Source organism: Actinokineospora auranticolor (assembly GCF_002934265.1).
Taxonomy (GTDB): domain Bacteria; phylum Actinomycetota; class Actinomycetes; order Mycobacteriales; family Pseudonocardiaceae; genus Actinokineospora; species Actinokineospora auranticolor.
Genome location: NZ_PTIX01000008.1, coordinates 160,545 through 182,357 on the forward strand (window position 1 = coordinate 160,545; position 21,813 = coordinate 182,357).

General features: G+C 75.8%; 4 protein-coding genes. All 4 read right to left on the reverse strand.

What is annotated here, in order from left to right:
* Nucleotides 1-62: 62 nt before the first annotated feature.
* From CLV40_RS16840 to CLV40_RS16855, 4 genes are read right to left on the reverse strand one after another with little or no spacing between them, the layout of a single operon-like run.
* A complete protein-coding gene (locus tag CLV40_RS16840) occupies nt 63-2,684 on the reverse strand; it encodes a beta-ketoacyl synthase N-terminal-like domain-containing protein (RefSeq protein ID WP_104479871.1) in 2,622 nt (873 codons plus the stop codon).
* Nucleotides 2,685-2,704: 20 nt separating this feature from the next.
* On the reverse strand, nt 2,705-3,841 hold the full coding sequence (locus CLV40_RS16845) for an adenine nucleotide alpha hydrolase family protein (protein ID WP_104479872.1): 1,137 nt from the start codon (nt 3,839-3,841) through the stop codon (nt 2,705-2,707).
* Between the two features lie 56 nt (nt 3,842-3,897).
* Complete coding sequence (locus tag CLV40_RS16850; protein WP_181043553.1) at nt 3,898-7,371, reverse strand: amino acid adenylation domain-containing protein; 3,474 nt, start codon at nt 7,369-7,371, stop codon at nt 3,898-3,900.
* Nucleotides 7,368-21,809: an SDR family NAD(P)-dependent oxidoreductase gene (locus tag CLV40_RS16855; RefSeq protein WP_219824006.1), complete on the reverse strand. Its 14,442-nt coding sequence runs from the start codon at nt 21,807-21,809 to the stop codon at nt 7,368-7,370. The genes CLV40_RS16850 and CLV40_RS16855 overlap by 4 nt, the downstream gene beginning before the upstream one ends.
* Nucleotides 21,810-21,813: the final 4 nt, after the last annotated feature.

Genomic DNA, 21,813 nt, shown 5'->3' on the forward strand with positions numbered 1-21,813 from the left:
CTGTCTCCTCGAGCGGATCCGTCGGGCAGTGCGGTGGGCGGTGCTGGTCGCCGCGGTCGGGGTCAGCCGCGCAGCGCGGCGGCGCGCTGCGCGCGGAGGGAGGTGCGGCCCGCCGCGGCGGCGGTGGCGGCCGGGGCGGCGGCCAGGCCCAGCAGCTCGGCGAGGTTGTCCACGAACGCGCGGATGGTGGGGAACTCCACGAACGCGGTGGCGGGGACCTCGACGTCCAGCTGCTCGCTGAGCTTGGCCACCACCTCGATCAGCACCAGCGAGTCCAGGCCCAGGTCGAACAGGTTGGTGTCCAGTCCGGCCAGGTGCCTGCCGCCGAGCACCCCGCCGATCTCGTCGACCAGGTGGTCGGTGACCAGCAGCAGACTCGCCGTGGGGTCGGCCGGGTCGAACCGGTCGACCAGCCGCTCGCGCACCCGGGGCGCCGCGGACTCCTGGGCGCCCGGGTCGATCCAGTGCCGCCGCCGGTCGAACTGGTGGGTCGGCAGCGGGACCCGGCGCGGCACGCCCGCGTCGATCGCCTCGGTGTCGTCGCCGCGCAGGGCGGCGAAGTCCAGGTCCGCGCCGCGCACCCACTCGGCCGCGGCCAGCCCCAGCAGGTGCCCCAGGTCGGCGGCGGTCCCGTCGGCCGGGGCCAGGTGCAGCGCGTGCCCGCCGATGCCCGCGAGCGCGCCGTCCACGGCGGTCAGCTCGCCGGTGCCGGTCCAGGCCGCGGCGGTGGCGGCCTCGTCGTCGGTCAGCCAGCGGCCGGTCCCGGCCGAGAACACCGGCAGCACCGGCGCGGCGAACCCCGCCGGTGTGGTGCCCGCGGCCAGGGCGAGCGCGTCGGCGGGGGCCAGCGCGCCGGTCAGCGCGGCGGCCACGGCCAGCCCGGGGCCGCTCGCGGCGTACCCGGTGGGCTCGACCCCCCACGCCAGCAGGGTGCGCACCAGGGCGTACTCGTGCGCGAACGCCGCGCGCGGGCCGCCGGAGGACAGCAGCAGCTCGGCCGCCCCGCCGGACCCGGCCAGCTCGTCGACCGCCGACCGGTACTGCGGCACCGACTTGTACAGCTCCGCGGTGCTGGCGGGCGCGGTGCCGGTCAGCACCGGCACCGGGGCGCTCGGCTCGTGCTCGACCGACCCGCGCACCAGCCGCTCCTCGTCGCCCAGCGCCAAGGCCATGGCCGCGTCCCGCACGCCCTCGGCGACCAGCGCCACCCGGTGCCGCCTGCCGAGGCGGCCCAGTCCCAGGGACTGCGCGACCGCGCCCAGGTCGAGGTCGCGGTGCTGCCTGAGGTGGCGGGCCAGCGCGGTGGTCGCCCGGTGCAGGCCGTCCTCGGTGCGCCCGGAGAGCACCAGCAGTTCGCGGTCACGGGCCTGCGGGGCGGTGCTCCGCGTCGGGGGCTCCTGCAGGACCACGTGCGCGTTGGTGCCGCCGATGCCGAACGAGCTGACACCGGCCAGCCGCGGGCCGTCGGACGCCCACTCGCGGGTCTCGGTGTTGACCGCGAAGGGGCTCGCGGCGAAGTCGATGTCCGGGTTCGGTTCGGTGAAGTGCAGGCTGGGCACCAGGGTCCGGTGCTCCAGCAGGAGCGCGGTCTTGATCAACCCGGCCATGCCCGCCGCGGTGTCCAGGTGGCCGATGTTGGTCTTGACCGAACCCAGCGCGCAGTAGCCGGTGCGGTCGGTGCTCCGGCGGAACGCCTCGGTCAGCGCGGCCACCTCGATCGGGTCGCCGAGCGGAGTCCCGGTGCCGTGCGCCTCGACGTAGCCGATCCGGTCGGCGCTGACCCCGGCGACCTCGTGCGCGTCGGCGATCACCTGGGCCTGCCCGCCGACGCTGGGCGCGGTGTAGCCGGTCTTGCCCGCCCCGTCGTTGTTCACCGCGGTGCCCTTGACCACCGCGTGGATCCAGTCCCCGTCGGCCAGCGCGTCGGCGAGCCGCTTGAGGACCACCGCGCCCGCGCCGCTGCCGATGACCGTGCCCCTGGCCCGCGCGTCGAAGGCCCGGCAGTGCCCGTCCGGGGAGAAGATCATCCCGTCCTGGTACTGGTACCCCTGCCGCGCGTGGCCCAGGTGCACCGCGCCGACCAGCGCGGTGTCGCACTCGCCGCCGAGCAGGCCGAGGCACGCGGTGTGCAGCGCCACCAACGAGGTCGAGCAGGCGGTGTTGATGTTCAGGCTCGGCCCGCGCAGGTTGAGCTTGTAGGACAGCCGGGTGGCCAGGAAGTCCTTGTCGTTGGCCAGCATCAGCCGGTACTGGTCCACCGACGACGCGCCCGCGTAGCGGGCGGCCAGGTTGTGCAGCAGGTAGGTGTTCATGCCCGCGCCCGCGTACACCCCGATGTTGCCCTCGGTGCGCTCCGGGTCCACACCCGCGCGCTCCAGCGCGGTCAGCGCGCACTCCAGGAAGACGCGGTGCTGCGGGTCGAGGATCTCCGCCTCCTCCGGGGTGAACCCGAACAGCTCGGCGTCGAACAGCTCGACGTCGGCGATGGTCTGCCCGGCCTTGACGTAGCGCGGGTCGGCGAGCCGCGCGGCGGGCACGCCCGCGGCCAGCAGTTCCTCGTCGGTGAACCGGGTGAGCGTCTCGCGGCCCTCGCGCAGCACCTCCCAGAACCGGTCGGTGGAGTCGGCGCCGGGGAACCGGCAGGCCATGCCGATGATCGCGATGTCGGAATCGGAGGTGGTCACGAGGAGTCCTTTCGCGGTGCTCAGCTGAGGCGGATGCCGAGGTCGGCTGCGGTCTGGCGCATGTCGAGGAAGCTCTTGGCCACGAACCGGGCGGCGTCCTCCGTGGCGTCCATCCGCTGGAACAGCTCCACCAGGGTCTTCTCATGCGCGTCCGGGTCGCCCTCCCCGGCGGCGATGGCCAGCACCACCTCGCCCATCCGCGCCTCCACGTCGGCCAGGTCGAGCGAGCGCGGGAACTTGATGGAGAAGGTGTTGCGGTCGTAGTCGGCGTTGCGCTTGACCGACCGCACGTGCGATGCGGCGTTGAGCTTGTAGAACATGCAGTCCCAGTTCTTGAAGGAGTACAGGTTCAGCAGCGGGAACAGCGTGCAGTGCGTCTCCAGCGGGGAGGACTGGTAGAGGCCCTTGGCGCGCAGCTCCTCGACGATCCGGTCCGGGTCGTACTCGTGGCGCATCGCGATGAACGGGAACACGATCTTGGGCAGGTTCTCGTCGTCGTCGAACAGCAGCTCTTCGAGCTGCCCGCCGAACAGCGTGTCGGTCAACCGCTCGCCGAAGGTCCGGTAGAAGTCGCGCACGACCTCGCGGACGTTGGACTGCATCGTCAGGATCTGCTGCGGGTCGGCGCACAGCGCGATGTAGGGGATCTTCTCCCGGTAGGCCATCAGGATCGCGCGCAGCACGAAGAAGGTGCGGCAGGACACGCACGGCAGCTTCTCGTCGAGGTACTTGCCCGGCTTCACCGGCGCGGGCCGGTTGAACACCTCGCGCATCATCAGCTTGATGTTGTCGTCGTCGGCGTCGAGGACGAACGTGGCCGGGATCTTCGCCTTGGCCAGCTCGATGTTGCGCGCCGCGTGCTCGCTCTCGAACGGCACGTCGAAGGTGAAGGCGAGCACCCGCTTGCCGTACTCGTTGGCGAACTTGTCCAGCATGTAGGTGCTGTCCTTGCCGCCGGAGTACATGAACAGGCAGTCGTAGTCGGTGCCGGTGGCGGGCGGCGCCTGCTGGAACTCGACGAACACGTCGCTGGTGTAGCGGTAGTTCACCAGCAGGTCCGAGGCGAAGTCCAGGTTGCAGAGGTTGCACACCTGCTGCTCGTCGAGCACCACTCCGGGGTGACCTGCCTTCAACGAGCAGACCTGGCAACTGGACACGGGATCTCCTGGCTGTGGTGGGCGTCGGTGTTCGGGGGGCCGGGTTCCGGGTCCGGTCATGCGCGGCCCTGCCGCCTGCCGCGCCGCTGGGCCAGCGCGGCGGTGTCACGGGTCCGCGGCTTGCGGGCGGGGTGCGCTTCGCCCGCGCGCGCCGCGGTGGCGGCGGCCGGGGCGGGTTCGGTGCCCGCGAGGTGCCGGGCCATCGCCCGGACGCTGGGGTGGCCGAACATGTCCAGTCGGGTGATCGGCCTGCCCAGCCGCTCGCGCAGCACCGCCGCGGCCGAGGTCAGCTTGAGCGAGTCGCCGCCCAGGTCGAAGAAGGTGTCCTCGGTGCCCACCTGCGCCAGGCCGAGCACCTCGCACCACACCTCGGCTATCCGCCGCTCCAGGTCGGTGCGCGCGACCACCCCGCCCGCACCGCCCGCGATCCGTGCCGGGCCGGGGGCGGGCAGCGCCTTGCGGTCGACCTTGCCGTTGGGGGTCAGCGGCAGCGCGGACAGCGCCACCACCGCCGCCGGGACCATGTACCGGGGCAGCCGGTCGCGCAGGGCCGCACGCAGTTCCGCCGGTGCGGCCGCTTCCGCCGCCGCGGCGACGTAGCCGATGAGCTGCCGATCCCCCGGGCGGTCCTCGCGGACCACGGCCACCGCCGCGCGGACACCGGGCAGCGCGAGCAGCGCGGCCTCGACCTCGCCGAGCTCGATCCGGTAGCCGTTGAGCTTGATCTGCCCGTCGATGCGCTCCAGGTACTCCAGCCGCCCATCGGGCAGGTGGCGCACCAGGTCCCCGGTGCGGTAGGCGCGGCCGGTGCCCGACGGCGCGGCCACGAAGCGCGCCGCGGTCAGCTCCGGCCTGCCCAGGTAGCCCTCGGCCACCCCGTCGCCGGAGATGTGCAGTTCACCGGGGATGCCCGGGGGCACGGGCTCGCCGCGCTCGTCGAGCACGTGGCAGCGGGTGTTGCCGATCGGACGGCCAATGGTCACCGGCGCGCCCGGCCGCACACGGTCCACCGTGGACCAGATGGTCGTCTCGGTCGGCCCGTAGACGTTGTGCAGCTCGCCGACTCGACCGACGAGGGCCTGGGCCAGCGCGGCGGGCAGCGGCTCGCCGCCGCACAGCGCCCGCAGGCCCGGATCACCCGCCCACCCGGCGGTGAGCAGCATCTGCCAGGTGGTCGGCGTGGCCTGCACGACCGTGGGCTTGGCCCGCTCGATCCGCTCGCGCAGCGCGAAACCGTCCGCGCCGACCTCGGTGGGCAGCACCTCGACCACCCCGCCGCGCACCAGCGGCAGGTACAGCTCCAGCCCGGCGATGTCGAAGCACACCGTGGTCAGCGCCAGCAGCGAGTCCCGCGACCCGAAACCGGGGCGGCGGGCCATCGTCCACAGGAAGTTCACCAGTGCCCGGTGGCCCACCCGCACACCCTTGGGCGTCCCGGTGGACCCCGAGGTGTAGATGACGTAGGCGGTGGCGTCCGGGTCGGAGTTGTCCAGCGGCGCGACCGACCCGGCCCGGGGGGCGGCGGCCACCGGGACCGGGGTCACCGGGAAGTCCGCCAGGCCCGCGCCGAGCCGGTCGTCGGTGAGCACCAGCCGGGCACCGGAGTCCGCGAGCATGTGGCCGATGCGGGCGGGCGGGTAGATCGGGTCGATCGGCACGTAGGCGGCGCCGGACTTGAGCACCGCCAGCAGGGCCACGACCAGGTCGGCCGAGCGCTCCAGGAACACCCCGACCAGCTGCCCCGGACCCGCGCCCAGCTCGACCAGCCGGGTGGCCACCTCGTCGGCGGCCGCGTCCACCTCGCCGTAGTCCAGCTCGCGGCCCGCGAAGCGCAGGGCGGGCGCGGCGGGGGCGGCGCAGGCGATGTCGGACACCAAGCGGCTCACCGTCTGCCCGCGCGGGTAGTCCTCGTCGGTGTCGTTCCAGGTGCGCTCGACCAGTTCGCGGTCCTCGGCGGAGAGCAGCGGCACCCGGCCGAGCGCTCCGCCACCGGCCGCGGCGGCGACGAAGCGGGCGTAGTGCGCGGTCAGCCAGTCCACTTGCCCGCCGGACAACTCGTGTCCACTGTGGAACGACACGGCGCCGTCGTCGGTGATCCGCACCGCCAGCGCGCGGCTGTCGTCGGACTCGCCGCCCAGGTCGGACAACCGCACCACCACCGGCAGGCTCGTGCGGGCCGCCCCGGTCAGCTCTGGGTGGCGCAGCCGCAGGTCGCGCCGGTAGGGGGTGCGAGCGCGCAGGGCGGTCACCGCCGCCCCGACCTCCTCGGCGAGCTCGGGCAGTGCGCGGTCGAGCAGGCCCGCGGGCAGCCGCAGCGGCACCTCGGCGGCCAGCACACCCCGGGCGCTCGGCTGCCCGGTGGACACGGCCACGTCCCGCTCGCCGGTGCGGCCCAGCCGGGCCAGGAACGCCAGCACGGCGGCCAGCGCGGTGCGGTCGGCGGGCCCCGGCAGCCCGTCGGGCAGCGGCACCGGGGTACGGGTGGGCGCGGTCTCGCGCAGCTCGCCGAACCGGGGCGGCAGCACCGGTTCCAGGTCGCGCAGCACCCGCAACCACCGGGCCTCGGCCCGGTACCCGGCCCGGCTCGCACCGGTCAGCTCCTCGACCTCGGCGTCGGAGGGCGCCGGCAGCGCGGCGCCGACCTCGGCCGGGTCCAGCGGCTCGCCGTCGAGGTGGACCAGGTCGACCAGCCGCACGTCGCGGTCCCCGGTGGCCACCGTGATGCCGCCCGCGTCCCGGCCGACGACCGTGCCCGGCTCGGCGGTCGCGGCCCGGTCGAGCACCTCGACCCCGCGCACCGCGGCCAGCGCGCCGTGGCCCAGCGCCACCAGCGCGCAGCCGAAGTCGTTGCGGCGCCTGCCGAACGCGGTCGCCCGGACCAGCGCGTCCAACTCCTCGGCGGGTCTGCGCCAGTCGACCAGGCCCGCGCGCGGCGGGCCGTCGTAGCGGCCGTGGTAGGTGCGCAGCGCCAGGTCCTGCGGGGTGCGGGTGGCGGTGCCTGCCGCGAGCTCGTCGACCAGCTCGCCGAAGGTCTCCACGCCCGCGTCGAAGCAGAGCACGTCCAGGTCGCGGACGGTGGCGGTGGGCGCCAGCGGGAAAGTGCGCTGCTTGAGCAGGTCGCCGGTGTCGGCCTCGCGGGTCATCACGTGCCAGGTGACGCCGTGCCGCTCCTCGCCCTCCAGGATCGCCCAGCTCGTGGCGAACACGCCCGCGTGCCGGGGCAGCGGCCCGTCGTGGAAGTTGACCGGTGCCCGGCTCGGCAGCGCCAGCACCTCGTCGGGCAGCATCCGCAGGTTGGCGATGCTGAACAGGTACTCGAACTCCAGCCCGGCCAACCGCCGCGCCAGGTCATCGCCGAACGGCACTGCGTTGAGGCCCTGTTCGCGGGCCCAGTCCAGCAGCCCCTGGGTCGGTGAGACCAGCGCGTCGACGCGGTGGCCGCGCTCGAGCAGCAGCCGGGTGCACTCGACGAGCAGCGCTTCCTCGCCGATCACCACGCAGCCGAACGGGTTCGGGGACTGGGCGCTCACCGCCCGCCTCCCTCGGAGTCGTGGCCGGACAGCAGCTCGGCGAGCAGCGCGTCCACCGCCTCGTCGGACATGGATTCGACCAGCGCCACGGCGTCCGGTGCCCCGGCCGCCTGCTCCACCGGCCCGCTGACCTGGTCGGCGGGCCCCGGCGGCGGTGTCGGGGCCGGGGTGGGTGCCCGGCCCGCGGGGGCCGGGGCGGCACCGCCCAGGTGCTCGGCCAGTCCGCGGATGGTGATCCGCTCGAACAGCAGCGTTGCGGGCTGCGGCCCGTAGACCGCCTCCAGCGCCCGGGTCAGCTCGATGGTCACCAGCGAGTCGACCCCGTAGTGCTCGAAGGTCAGGTCCGGGTCCAGGTCGTCGGCCGCCATCTCCAGCACCCGGGCGAACACCCCGGTCACCTCCGCCAGGGCGTCCGTCCGCGCCTGACCCGCCGGTCCGACCGCCACCGGCTCGGCCACCGGTGCCCGCTCGGCGGGGACGGTGACCTCGGCCGGGGCCGCGGTCAGCGGGACGACACCGTCGCTCACCGCGGCGATGACGCTCTGGAACGCCGGGCCGACCCCGGTGGTCGGCGCCGCGGCGCTCAGCCCGCGGAAGCCCGCCGCCGCCAGCACGTCCCGCCACTGCCGTTCGGTGGCCAGCGGCGACCCGGGCAGCCGCTGCTCGGGGTCGGTGAACAGCCACCAACCCGCCGTCAGCCCGAACACCAGCGCGGGCTGGTGCTGCGGTCGGGTTCCCTCGACGGCCAGGAACACCCCGCCCGCGCGCAGCAGCCGCTTGGCCCTGGCCACCGTCCGGCTCAGGTCCGGGGTCGCGTGGAAGACGTTGGTGCCGAGGACGACGTCGTACCCACTGTCCTCAGTGGACTCGATGTCGAGCACCTCGAACCGGGCGAACGGGTGCGCGGCGCCGAACCGGGCCCGGCCCTTGCGCACCAGGGTGGGGGACAGGTCGGTGAACACGTACTCCACCGAGTCGCCCAGCGGCGCGAGGGCGGCCAGCACACCGGCGCTGGTGCCGCCGGTGCCCGCGCCGACCTCCAGCACCCGCACCCGGGCACCCCCGGCCGCGCGGGCCCGCACCTGCTCGACGACCAGCCGGGCCACCTCGGCGTTGCACCGGTCGGTCACGGGGTCGCCCCGGTAGACCGCCGCCACCCGGTCCGGCGAGCCACCGGGGAAGAGCACCTCCATGGCGTTGGCCCGCCCGGCGAGCACGTCCGGCAGCACCGCCAGGCAGTCGCGCAGCAGTTCGGCCAGCGGGGCCACCGAGGGCCGCCCCGCCACCAGCGCCGCGAGCGCCCGGAGCGTCTCCGCCTCCGGTTCGACCGCCCGGTCCGCGCCGCGCACCCGGTCGCCGTCGGCCACCAGGTACCCGGCGCCGACCAGGACGTCGAGCTGCGCGCGGAACAGGGGCGCGTGCTCGGTCACCACCCCGAGGCGGGCCGCCAGCTCCGCGCGGCTCGCCCAGGTGCCGGGATGGGCGAACAGGCCCGCCCGGTCCAGCGCCGCCGCCAGCAGCCGCTGGGCCAGTTCCTCGCCCTCGGCCACCGCGCGCTGGTGCGCCGCCAGCTCCGGGTCCGGAGCGGGCCCCCCGGGCAGCACCTGCGGCGGTACGGCCACCGCGCCGGGCGTCACCACTAGCGCCCCGTCGGCGGGGATCCCCAGGGTGTCGAGGATGCGCTGGTCGGCGTCCAGCCCCAGCACCTGCGGGAGATCCGCGGCCAGCACGCGCTCCACCACGTCCATGCCGCGCTCGGCGGTCAGCGGCCGGACACCGGCGGCGGTGAGCCTGCGCAGAACCTCTTCCCGCGCCGGGTCGCCGCCCGCGTGCCAGTAGCCCAGGTTCAGCACCCGCACCGGGAACGGCAGGGTGCGGGCCGCGTGGTGGGCGTAGGCGTCGGCGAACGCGCAGCCGGCGGCGTACCCCGCCTGACCGTGGTTGCCGTCGAACACCACGCCCGAGGAGTAGAGCAGCGCGAAGTCCAGCGGCTCGTCGCGGACCGCGGCCAGCACGGCCGTGGTCGAGTCGACCTTGGTGTCCGCCGCGGCGCGCAGCTCCGCCTCCGGCAACTCGCGGATGACCCGGTTCACCAGCACCATCGCCGCGTGCACCACGCCGTTGAGACCGCCGAACTCGCGCTTGGCGGTGGCCACCGCCCCCGCCACCGCGACCGGGTCGGTCGCGTCGAGGGACAGGTGGCGCACCCGCCCGCCCGCCCGCTCCAGCTCGGCGACGAACGCGCGCCCGGTGTCGTCGAGCGGGGAGCGGCCGACCACGACGAGGTTGGCGCCGTAGGTGGCGGCCAGGTGGCGGCAGGTGTCCCGGCCGACCGTGCCCAAGCCGCCGACCACCAGGTAGGTCCCACCCCGGCGGAACCGGGTCCGCGCCGGGGGCAGCTCCGCGCGGCGCAGCACCCGCACCCGGCGCACCCCGCCGCGCAGCGACACCGGCGAGGTCCGGGCCCCGAACGGTTCGGTGGCCACCCGGGCGGCCACCGAGGCCGCCTCGGCCGACCGGACGTCCACGAGGGACACCCGCAGGTTGGTGAACTCCTTGGCCGCCACCATCGCCACCCCGGCCAGACCCGCCGACCACGGCCGGGACTCGTCCCCGGCTTCCAGCGGGTGCGCGTCGGTGGTGACGACCTTCAGCCGCAGCGGCCGGTCGAGCGCCCCGCGCCGGTCCAGCGCGCGCAGCAGCCGGTAGAGGGCGACCACGCCGCGCTCGGTGGCCGGTCCGGCGGCGGTCTCCGCGTCGGCGGCGAGGAAGTACACCAGGTCGGTGCCCGCCGCGTCGCGCAGCGCGCGGTCCAGTTCCGCCTCGCCCAGCCCGCCGAGGCCGACGGGCAGCCGCGAGATCCGGGCGCCCCGGTGGGCCTGGACGATCCCGGCCGCCAACTCCGAGTCGAGCCCGGTGCCGACCAGCAGCACGTGGTCGGCGGGCTCCGCCGCGCCTGCGGCGGGCTCGCGCTCCCAGCGGGGGATGTAGCCCACCGCGGTGGCGGGCTTGGATTCGCGGTAGGCCAGGCCGGTGAACCGGACCCGGACCGCGCCCGACTCGTCCGTCAGGGTCACGTCGCAGCGGTCCGGGCCGGTCTCCCGCACGTGCGACCAGCCGGTGTCCGGCACCGGGCCGAACACGTCCACCCGGTCCACCGCGAACGGCAGCATCGGGCGGGCGCCCTCGCCGCGGCGGCGGACCAGCAGCGCGGCGACGGTGTGCAGCGCGGCGTCGAGGACACCGGGGTGCAGGGGGTGCGCGGCGCCGCCGTCGGGGCCGGTGCCGATCCGGCCGAGCACCTCGTCCTCGCCCGTCCACACCCGCGACACCCGGCGGAAGAACGGCCCGTAGGGCAGGCCTTGGCCGCTGAGCAGGCGGTAGAACGCCTCGTGCTCCGGGCCCGCGGTGAGCGCGGCCCGCAGCGCGGCGACGTCCACCGTGCCGGGCTCGCCGGTCGCGGGCAGGAGTCGGCCGGTCGAGCGGACCGCCTCGTCTTCCCCGACGACCTGGTAGCGGTCGCCGTCGAACCGGACGCCGACCCGCTCACCGCTGCCGGTCACCACCACCGGGACGACCCACCGCACGTCGGCGAACGCCTGGCCGACCAGCCCGCCGCGGGCTCGGGCGACCAGGTCCAGGTGCCCGACGCCGGGCAGGATCGCCCGGCCGCCGACCACGTGGTCGGCCACCACCGGGTCGGTCGCGGCGAGCACGTGCTGCCACGGACCGGGGGGTTCTGGGGTGACCTGGGTGGGCCGGGTGTCGGTGTCGAGCCAGTGGCGGACGCGGGCGAAGGGGTAGGTGGGCAGCGGCACCCGGCGCCTGCGGCGCGGGCGCAGCCGGTCCAGCACCGCCCAGTCCACCGCCACCCCGGACACCCACAGCCTGCCCAGCAGGTCGTCCTGGCCCGCCCGCACCTGCGCGGTCAGGAACTCCTCGCCGCCCGCACCCGCGGTGAACAGGTCGGCCAGCTCCGGGTTCTGCCGGACCCGACCGCGATGCAGCCACTGCCCGCCCTCGCCGCCGCCGATGGCGGACAGCTTCGCGGCGGCGTCGGCCAGGTCGGTGGCCACGAACGCCAGGCGCTCGGCCATCGGCTCCCGGCCGACCCGCAGCGTGTGCGCGACGTCGGTCAGCCGCAGCCCGTCCGCGGTGGCCAGGGCCGCGCCGAGGCGGGCGGCGTACTCGCGCAGCCGGGGCTCGTCGCGGGCGGAGAGGACCACCAGTTCCGGACCGTCCACACCGTCCGGGGCCGCGGCGGCGGGCCGGTACTCCTCCAGGACCACGTGGGCGTTCGTGCCACCCGCGCCGAAGGAGCTGACCGCCGCGCGGCGGGGGAGCGGGGTGCCGTCGGCGGCTGCCCGCGGCACCCACGGGGCCGTCTCCCGCTGCACGGCGAACGGCGAGCGGGTGAAGTCGATGATCGGGTTCAGCTCGTCGGCGTGCAGGGTGGGGAGCAGTGTGGCGTTGCGCAGTTGCAGCACGGCCTTGGTCAGCCCGGCGATGCCCGCCGCGCCCTCCAGGTGCCCGATGGCCGACTTGACCGAGCCCAGCGCGCAGAACCCGGTGTCGGCGGTGTGCCTGCCGTACACACCGGCCAGCGCCGTGTGCTCGATCGGGTCGCCGAGCGCGGTGCCGGTGCCGTGCGCCTCCAGGCAGCCGATGCTGCGCGCGTCGACGCCCGCCGCGGCCAGCGCCTGCTCGACGAGCGCCTGCTGGGCCTGCGGGTTGGGCACGGTGTAGCCGCTGGTGCGACCGCCGTGGTTGACCGCGGTGGCGCGGATGACGGCGTGCACGGTGTCGCCGTCGCGCTCGGCCTCGGAGAGGCGCTTGAGCAGGACCGCGCCGACGCCCTCGCCGGGCACGTACCCGTCGCCGCCCGCGCCGAACGCCCGGCACTTGCCGTCGGTGGACAGCATGGTCTTGTGGCTCAGGTGCACGTACTTGTCCGGGTGCACCGCGACGTTGACCCCGCCCGCGATGGCGTAGGCGCACTCGCCGCGGCGGATGCTCTCGCACGCCTGGTGCACCGCGACCAGCGACGCCGAGCAGGCGGTGTCGACCACGACGCTCGGGCCGCGGAAGTCGCAGAAGAACGACACCTGGTTGGCGATCGAGGACCGGTTGGCCAGCACGACCTGGTGGTTGCCGCGCGCGGACTCGGTGGCCGCCAGCACCGCGTAGTCGTCCCACATCACGCCGACGAACACGCCGACGTCGTGGCCCTGCCCGCCGAACGCAGGCGCCGGGAGCCGCGACGGCGGGTAGCCCGCGTCCTCCAGCGCCGACCAGGCGGTCTCCAGGAACAGCCGCTCCTGCGGGTCCATCGTGCGCGCCTGCGCGGGTGCGATCTGGAAGAACAGCGAGTCGAAGGAGTCCACGTCGGACAGGAACCCGCCCCACCGGCCGTAGCTGCGGCCGGGGGTCCGCGGGTCGGCGGCGTAGAGCGCTTCGGCGTCCCACCGGTCGGCGGGCACCGTGCTCACGCAGTCGAGGCCCTGGGCCAGGTTCGCCCAGAACTCGCCGAGGTCGGCCGCCCGCGGGTACCGGCCGCTGATCCCGATCACCGCGATCGGCTCGTCGGCCTCCGGGCGGGGCCGCACCGGGTCCGCCACCACGGTGGCCGGACGGGCCGCCGAGGGCTGGGCGGTCGACGGCTGGGGGGCCGCCGGCTGGGCGGCCGTGTCGGCCCGCGCCCGCGGGAAGAGCGCGGCCACGGCGTCGGCGTGCTCGGCCAGCACGTGGTCGGCCAACTCGTCGACCGTGCGGCACTCGAAGAAGACCGTGCCGCGCAGGCCGGGGAAGTCCTTGCCCAGCAGCGAGGTGGTCTCCATCATGAGCACCGAGTCCAACCCGTACCCGTCCAGCGCGACTCGGCTGTCCAGCGTGCCCGACGGCAGCTTGAGCACCCCGGACAGCGCGCCGCGCAGGTGCGCCACCAGCCGCTCCCGCTGCGCACCGTCCGCCGTGGTGTCTGCGGCCGCCGCGATCGGGGCGGTGGGCTGGGCGGTGGTCGGGGCCTGCCCGGTCAGCGCCGCGTCGAGCACGGCCGGGTCGCCCCAGGCGGGCACCAGCCACGGGGTGTCGGCGCGCATCGCCAGGTCGTAGCAGGCCATGCCCTGCTCGGCGGTCAGCGCGGCCAGGTGGCTGTGCCGGGTGTACGCGGCCAGTTCGGCCGCGCTGACCAGCCCGTCGACCCCGCCGACCGACCACAGCGGCCAGGCCAGCGACAGCCCGCGGCCCGGCCGCGACCAGGTCTCGCGCAGCTCGGTGTAGCGGTCGGCGAACCGGTTGGCGGTCGCGTAGCTCACCGCGCCGAAGTCGCCGACCAGTGAGGACAGCGAGGAGAACACCACGAACGCGTCGAGGTCGTCCTCGGCGGTCAGCCGGTCGAGCGCGACCAGACCGCGGGTCTTGGCGGCGAGCACCCCGGCGAACCGGGCCCGGTCGCCGTCGGCGCGCCCGTCATCGGCCACGCCCGCCAGGTGGAAGACCGCGTTGAGCGACCCGAACCGCGCCCGCGCGGCGGCCAGCGCGGCCCCGAGCGAGTCGGCGTCGGTCACGTCCGCGCGCAGCGCCAGCACCTCGGTGCCCAGCTCCCGCTGCCACGCGGCGGCGCCCGCGTCCGGCTCGGACCGGTTGATGAGCACCAACCTGGCCCGGTGGGTGCGCACCAGGTGCTCGGCCAGCACCCGGCCGATGGCCCCCCGCCCGCCGGTGACCACGCAGACCGCGCCGTCGCGCACCGGCGACCCGGCACCGGCGAGGTCGGTCACGGGCCGCAGCCCCCGCACCTCGCGGCCGGTCGCCGTGCGCCGGACCTCCACACCGGCGATCCGGTCCGCGGCGGCCAGCTCGGCGGTGATCGCCGCGGCGACCTCGGCCACCGGCGCCGCGGGCAGCTCCAGCACGAGCAGCTCGAACCTGGGCGCCACCGCGGCGGTCGACTTGGCGAAACCGGCCAGCGCCGCCCACTCCGGGCGGTCCGCCCCGTGCGCGGCCACCACGCGCACCCGCCCGGCCAGCCGGCCGGTGCTGGTCGCGTGCAGCACGTCCGACATCGCGAGGGAGACGCGCTCCACGGCATCCGGGTCGAACCCGCCGACCAGGCCGTCGACGAACGCGACGTCCACGTCGTCCGCGCCGAGCCCGACGAGCACGCCCGCGAGCCCGTCGCCCAGCTCGGCGGTGACCACCCGCGAGCGGGTGCCGGAGAGCGCGGGCACCAGGCCGGGCAGGTCACCGACCACCACCAGGGGCACCGCCGACGGGGCGGGCTCAGCCGCGGCGGCGGCCCGCCAGACCGGGGCGTAGAGCAGCGCCCGGCCGGGGTCGGCCGCCGCGTCGGCGACGGGGGCCCTCGGGTCGCGGCCCGCGAAGTCGCGCAGCACCGCCAGCACCGAGCCGCGCTCGTCGGTGATCGTCACGTCGAACCGGCGGACCCCGGCGGTCTCGCCGACCAAGCGGGCGTGCGCGAGGCAGGTGCTGGGCAGCGGGGCCAGCAGTTCCAGCGACCCCAGGCTGAACGGCACCGCCAATTCACCGGCTCGGGGGGCGGTGGTCCGGTCGACCCAGTGGCAGGCGCGCAGGGCGCCGTCGAGCAGCGCGGGCGGCAGGTCGATCCCGGTCCGCGCACCGCTGAGCCGGACCAGCGCCTCGCCAGGACCGGTGCAGATCTCGTCGACCACCTGGAACGACGGGCCGTAGGCGAACCCGGCGGCGGCGTAGTCGGCGTAGGTCGCCGCCCGGTCGCGCAGCGGGGTCAGCCGCTGCTCGATCCGCGCCGGGTCCAGCACCAGCGGGCCGGAGTCCGCAGCGACGGCGACACCGCGGGCGTGCACGACCCGCTCCGCCGCACCGCCGACCGGCGAGCTGTGGACCTCGAAGGCGAGGCTGTCGCCCTGCGGGCGGAAGGACACGAACAGGTCCAGTCCGTCCTCGGTGGGCTCGACCGCCCGGCCCCACACGACCTCGCGCAGGGCGTGGCGGGTGCCCGGGTCGAGCAGCCCGGCGGCGACGCGGACGAACTCCAGCGTCGCCGCGCCCGCGAGCACCGGCCTGCCGTCGATGACGTGGTCGCGCAGCAGCGGGTCGGCCGCGGTGAGGGTCTTGCGCAGCCGTAGTTCGGTCACCGTGGACTCGTTGGCGTCGACCAGCGGGTGCAGCGCGGGGGCCGCGGCCACCGGGTCGGCCTTGAACGGGATCCAGTAGCTCTCGTCGGCGAACGGGTACAGCGGCGCGGCCACCCGGCGGCCGGTGGTCACCGCCCGCCAGTCGACGTCGCCGCCACCGAGCCAGTGCCGGGCCCGCTCGGCCAGGTCGCCGCCGCCCGCTACGTCCGGCAGCGGGCCGCCCTCGGCGAAGCGCGACAGCGCGGCGTGGATGTCCGCGCCGTTGTCGGCCAGCACGGCCAGCCGGGCGCCCATGGCCTCGCGGCCGACCCGGGTGGTGTGCGCGAGGTCGGCCAGCGGCACGTGCTCGGTGCTCAGGAAGCGGGCGGCCGCGGCGGCGTAGGCGCGCAGCCGGTCGTCGTCGCGCGCCGACAGCAGGAACAGCACCGGCTCGTCGGTCCGCTGCCGGGCGGCGGGCAGGTCGTGCCCCGGCTCCGGGGTCGGCGACTCGGCCAGCACCAGGTGCGCGTTGGCGCCGCCCGCGCCGAAGGAGCTGAGCCCGGCCAGGCGCGGACCCCTGGCCGCCCACTCGGCCGCGGTCTGCTGCACGCGGAACGGCGAACGGGTGAAGTCGATGTTCGGGTTGGTCGTGGCCGAGTGCAGCGACGGGACCAGGGTGCGGTGTCGGAACTGCAGCAGCACCTTGGTCAGCCCGGCGATGCCCGCCGCTGACTCCAGGTGGCCGATGTTGGACTTGACCGAACCGATCGGCCAGTGGCCCGGCTCGGCGGAGGCGGACCGGTAGGCGGCGGTCAGGCCGGTCAACTCGATCGGGTCGCCCAGCGCGGTGCCCGTGCCGTGCGCCTCGACGTAGGAGATGTCGGTGGGGCCGACCCCGGCCTCGGCCAGCGCCGAGGTGATCACCCGCTGCTGGGCGCGCGTGCTGGGCACGGTGTAGCCGTTGGTCTTGGCGCCGTGGTTGACGGCGCTGCCCAGGATGACGCCGTGCACCCGGTCGCCGTCGGCCAGCGCGGCGGCCAGCGGCTTGAGCAGCACCGCGCCGACGCCCTCGCCCGGCACGTACCCGTCGCCGCCCTCGCCGAACGCCCGGCAGCGGCCGTCGGAGGACAGGAACCGGCCCTGGGACAGGAACGCGTACTTGTACGGGTGCACCGAGACGTTGACGCCACCGGCGATCGCCAGGTCGGTCTCACCGCGGCGCAGGCTCTGGCAGGCCAGGTGGATCGCGGTCAGCGAGGACGAGCACATGGTGTCCAGCGCGATCGACGGCCCGGACAGGTCCAGCGCGTAGGACACCCGGTTGGCGATGGTGGCGAAGGACGAGCCCGTCAGCGGCCCGCCGTCGCCGAGGACGTCGGCGGCACCGTGGAACTGGTACTCGCCGTACATCACGCCCGCGTACACCCCGACCTGGCGGCCGGACAGGTCCGCGCGCCGGTAGCCCGCGTCCTCCAGCGCGTGCCAGGAGGTGAGCAGGAAGAGCCGCTCCTGCGGGTCCATCACCTCGGCCTGGCGCGGGGAGATGCCGAAGAACAGCGGGTCGAACCGGTCGACGTGGCGCAGGAACCCGCCCCAGCGGGTGTGCGCGCGGCCGGGGGTGGCCGGGTCCGGGTCGTACCAGCGGGTGTGGTCCCACCGGTCGGCCGGGATGTCGGTGACGCAGTCGCGGCCCGCGAGCAGGTTGGCCCAGAACTCGTCGAGGTCGTCGGCCCGCGGGTAGCGGCCCGCCACGCCGATCACCGCGATGGCGCCCTCGGTGGACCGATCGGCCCCGGTCTCCGGGGCGCCCGGGCGGGTGCGGGTGGTGGTGCGGGCGGGCCGGGACGTGGCGGGCGCCTGCTCGGCCGGGGTGCCGACCAGCTCGGCCGCGTGCTGCTCGGCGAAGTGGTCGGCCAGTTCGCCGAGGGTGGCGTACTCGAAGAACAGGGTCTTGGACAGGCCGGTGAACCGCTTGTCCAGCTCCCGGTTCAGCTTGGTGATCATCAGCGAGTCGATGCCGTAGCGCTCGAACGGCGCCTCCTCGGCGATCTCCGCCGGGTCCAGCCGGGTCTGCCCGGCCACCAGCCCGCGCAACATCCCCAGCGCCGTCGCCCGCGCTGACCCGCCGTCCGCGGCGTCCGCAGCGAACTCGGCGGGCTCGGTGCCCGTGGTGCTCCCGGTGGGGACCGCGACCGGCGCGGCCAGCGCCGCGGTGATCCGGGGCAGGTCGCCGTAGGCGGCCACGACCGCGCCCGGGACGCCGAGCACCCGGCCGAGCAGCGCCAGCCCGGCCGCGGTCGGCAGCACGCCGAACCCGGTCGCCGCGGCCACCTCCGCGGCGGCCTCGGCGGTCTGCGCCATGCCGCCCCCGGCCCACATCGGCCAGGCCACGGCGGTGATCCCGCGCTGCTCGGCCACTGCCTCCAGGTAGGCGTTCGCCGTGGCGTAGTCGGCCTGGCCCGCGCTGCCGAAGTGCGCGGCGATGGAGGAGAAGGCGACGAGGAAGTCCAGTTCGTCGTCGGCCGTGGCGGCGGTGAGCGCCCGCAGCCCGTCGACCTTGGGGGCCAGCACGGCGGCGAAGTCCTCGTCGGACTTGCCGAGCGTGAACGCGTCCCGCAGCACACCGGCGGCGTGCACCGCCCCGGTGATGGCCCCGAACTCGGCCCGAACCCCGTCCAGCACGGCGGCCACCGCCGCCGAGTCGGCCACGTCCGCACGACGGTAGGCGAGCCGCCCGTCCAGACCCTCTGGCCGCGCGGACCGGCCGACCAGCACGACGTGCGCGTCGGGGGCCTGCGCCAGCAGCCACGCCGCCACGACCCGGCCGAGCCCACCGGCCCCACCGGTGATCACGTACACCCCGCCCGCGCGGACGCGGACGGCCGCGGTCTCGGGGCCGACGGCCTCGAACGCGGGCACGGCGCGACCGGCCGCGCCGTAGCGGACCTCGACGTCGGTCCCCGGCCCGGCCAGCTCCTCGGCGAGCACCGACGGCGCCACCCCGTCGAGCCCCACGACCTGCACGGCCAGCAGCGGGTTCTCCGCCCGCACGGACCGCGCCAGGCCTGCCAGCGCCCGCCGCCGCGGCAGCGCCTCGCCGGAGTGCCGGTGCGCGAACAGCACCCGCACCGGGCTCGTCGGCCGCAGCCCCAGCAGCCGCCGCACGATCCGCAGCGCCTGCGCGGGCTCCGCCTCGTCGACCACCACGGCCGCGGGCAGCGCCTCGATCTCCGCGTCGAACCCGATCGCCCGCGCGCCCAGCGCCGAAGCCACCTCGGTGTCCGAGGACACCACGAGTGCCTCCGGCGCTCGACCGGCGGCGGTCAGCGGCGCCGGGGTCCAGCCGCGCACCAGCAGCGCCGAGCACGCCGACTCGCGCAGCACCCGCACCGCCAGGTCCCGCATCCTGGCCAGCACGTGCCCGGCGCAGTCCAGCACGGTCACCGACGCGTGCGCGGCCCGCTCGCCGAGCTGTCCCAGCGCCACGTGCACCCGGCAGGGACCGGTCACGGCCCCGTGCACGGTCAGCTCGCCCAGCGCGATCGGCAGGAACCCGGTCGCCGCCTCGCCGTAGTGGTGGGCCAGCAGCACCACCAGCGCGTGCAGGGCGCCGTCGAGCAGGGCCGGGTTCAGCAGCGCCCCGTCCAGCTCCGCCCCCTCGGGCAGCGCCAGGTGCGCCAGCGCCTCGGACCCGCCCAGCGCGACCTCGGTCAGCGCGCGCATCCGCAGCCCGTAGTCGAGCCCGCGCGCGCCGAGCAGCGCGTAGCAGTCGTCGTGGCCGAGGCTGTCGGTGCACCGTGCGGCCACTGCGGCGAGGTCCATCGGGCCTGGCCGCTCCGGGGCGGCGGGGCGCAGTTCACCGGTCGTGTGCACCGCGTCGCCCGCCACGACCTCGAAGCCCACCGCGTCCCCGTCGCGCCACAGCGACACCAAGGCCGTCCGCGGACCATCCGCGTAGGACAGCAGTTGCTCGAATGCCACCCCGCCCAGCGCGACCGGGCCGCCCAGCGACAGCTCGCCCGCCGCCCGCGCCATTTCCAGGTAGCCCACCGCGGGCATCACCGGCGCGCTGTCGACCCGGTGGTCGGCCAGGTAGAACTCCGACCCGGACCGGGTGCCGCGGAAGGCCAGGGTGTCCAGCGTGGAGATGTTCTCGTCGAGCATCGGGTGCGGGCCCGCGGCCACCGCCCGCCGCTCGTCCACCGGGCCGGTCATCCAGCACCGGCGGCCCTCGAACGGGTAGGTCGGCAGCGGCACCCGGCCGCGCTCCTCGTCGGCGTAGTACGCCGCCCAGTCGACCTCGGCGCCCGCGGCCCAGGCCAGCGCCAGCCCCGCCCACGGCCCGTCCGCCACGCCGATCGCCTGCCCGCGCACCGCGTCGCCCGCCGCGCGGACGGCGATCCGGGAGCCGGTGGCGGCGGTCGGCGGCTCCGTGCCCAGGTCCGCGACCGCCGCGGCCAGCGGCAGCACCCCGGCGACGCAGGCGGCGACCCGCGCGGCCACGCCGTCGCCGTGCGCGGCCACCGGCCGCACACCCCAGTGCCGCCACAGCCTGCCCAGCGCGTACTGCAACGCGAACACCTGGCCGCGCGTGCCCTGCCCGTCCGCCCCGGCGGCCAGCGCCGCGGCGTGGTGCTCGGCGAACACCGGCTCGGCGGCGCTCCACCCGGCGGCCAGCTCGGCGGCTCCGGAGACCTGCTCGGTGAAGGTGAACGACACCTCACCCGCCGCCTGGTGCGCAGGCGCGGCGGCCGCGCGCAGCGCCGCGGCCAGCGCGGTCCGGTCGGTGCCGGACACCGCGATCCGGAACTCGTGCGCCCGCCTGCCCACGGCCAGCGTGTAGGCCGCGTCCGGCAGCGGGGTCGTCGCGTCCGCGGCCAGGTGCTCGGCCAGCTCGCCCGCGGCGGTGGCCAGCGCGGTCGGCGTCCGGGCGGACACCACCAGCACCTGCGTCTCCCGGGAGCCGCCGCGCACGGCGGCCGGGGGCGCCTCCTGCAGGACCGCGTGCGCGTTGGTGCCGCCGATGCCGAACGAGCTGACCCCGGCGCGCAGCGGTCCGGCACCGGTCCACGGGCGGGTCTCGGTGCTCACCGCGAACGGGCTCGCGGCGAAGTCGATGGCCGGGTTGGGGGTGTGGAAGTTGACGGTCGGCACCAGCGACCGGTTCTTCAGCATCAGCACGGTCTTGATCACGCCCGCCACCCCGGCGGCGGCGTCGAGGTGGCCGATGTTGGACTTGACCGAGCCGATCGCGCAGAACCCGGTGTCCGCGGTGGCCACGCGGAACGCCCTGGTCAGCGCGGAGACCTCCACCGGGTCACCGAGCCGGGTGGCGGTGCCGTGCGCCTCGACGTGGCCGATGGTGCGCGGGTCCACACCGGACACGGCGTGCGCCTCCCGGATCACCGCGGCCTGTCCGGCGGCGCCCGGGGCGGCGAAGCTGACCTTGCCGGAGCCGTCGTTGTTGGTGGCCGTGCCCTTGATGACCGCGTGCACGGTGTCGCGGTCGGCGATGGCCTCGCGCAGCCGCTTGAGCACCAGCACACCGACACCGTTGCCCAGCACGGTGCCGCTGGCCCCTGCGTCGAAGGTGCGCGCGTACCCGTCCTCGGACAGGATCGCGCCCTCCTCGAAGAGGTATCCCTTGTCCTGCGGCAGCTTGACGGTGACCCCGCCCGCCAGCGCCATGTCGCACTCGCCGTTGACCAGGCCCTGGCAGGCCAGGTGGATGGCCACCAGGGAGGTCGAGCACGCGGTCTGCACCGTGTAGCTGGGCCCGCGCAGGTCGAGCTTGTAGGACAGCCGCGTGGCCAGGAAGTCCTTGTCGTTGCCGACCATGACCGCGAAGTGGTCGGACGTGGCGGTCTGGTCGACGTTGGGCAGCACCTGCTGCTGCAGGTAGGTGTTGATCGCCGCGCCCGCGTAGACGCTGATCAGCCCGTCGAAGCGGGCCGGGTCGTAGCCCGCGTGCTCCAGCGCGGCGTGCCCGGTGGTGAGCAGCACCCGGTGCTGCGGGTCGGTGAACTCCGCCTCGGCGGGGGTGAACTCGAAGTACCCGGTGTCGAACAGGTCGGCGCCCGGGATCACCCCGTGCGCGCGCACGTAGGCCGGGTCGTCCAGCAGCCGCGCGGGCACCCCGGCGGCGGCGAGCTCGTCCCGGCTGAACTGGGTGGTGCCCACCCGGCCCTCGCGCAGCAGGTCCCAGAACGCGTCGAGACCACCGGCGCCCGGGAACGCCCCGGCCATGCCGACGATCGCGATGTCCGTGTCCGCCACGGAGCCGGTGCCCGCGTCGGGCACCGGCTGCTCGCCCGTGTTGCTCACTGCG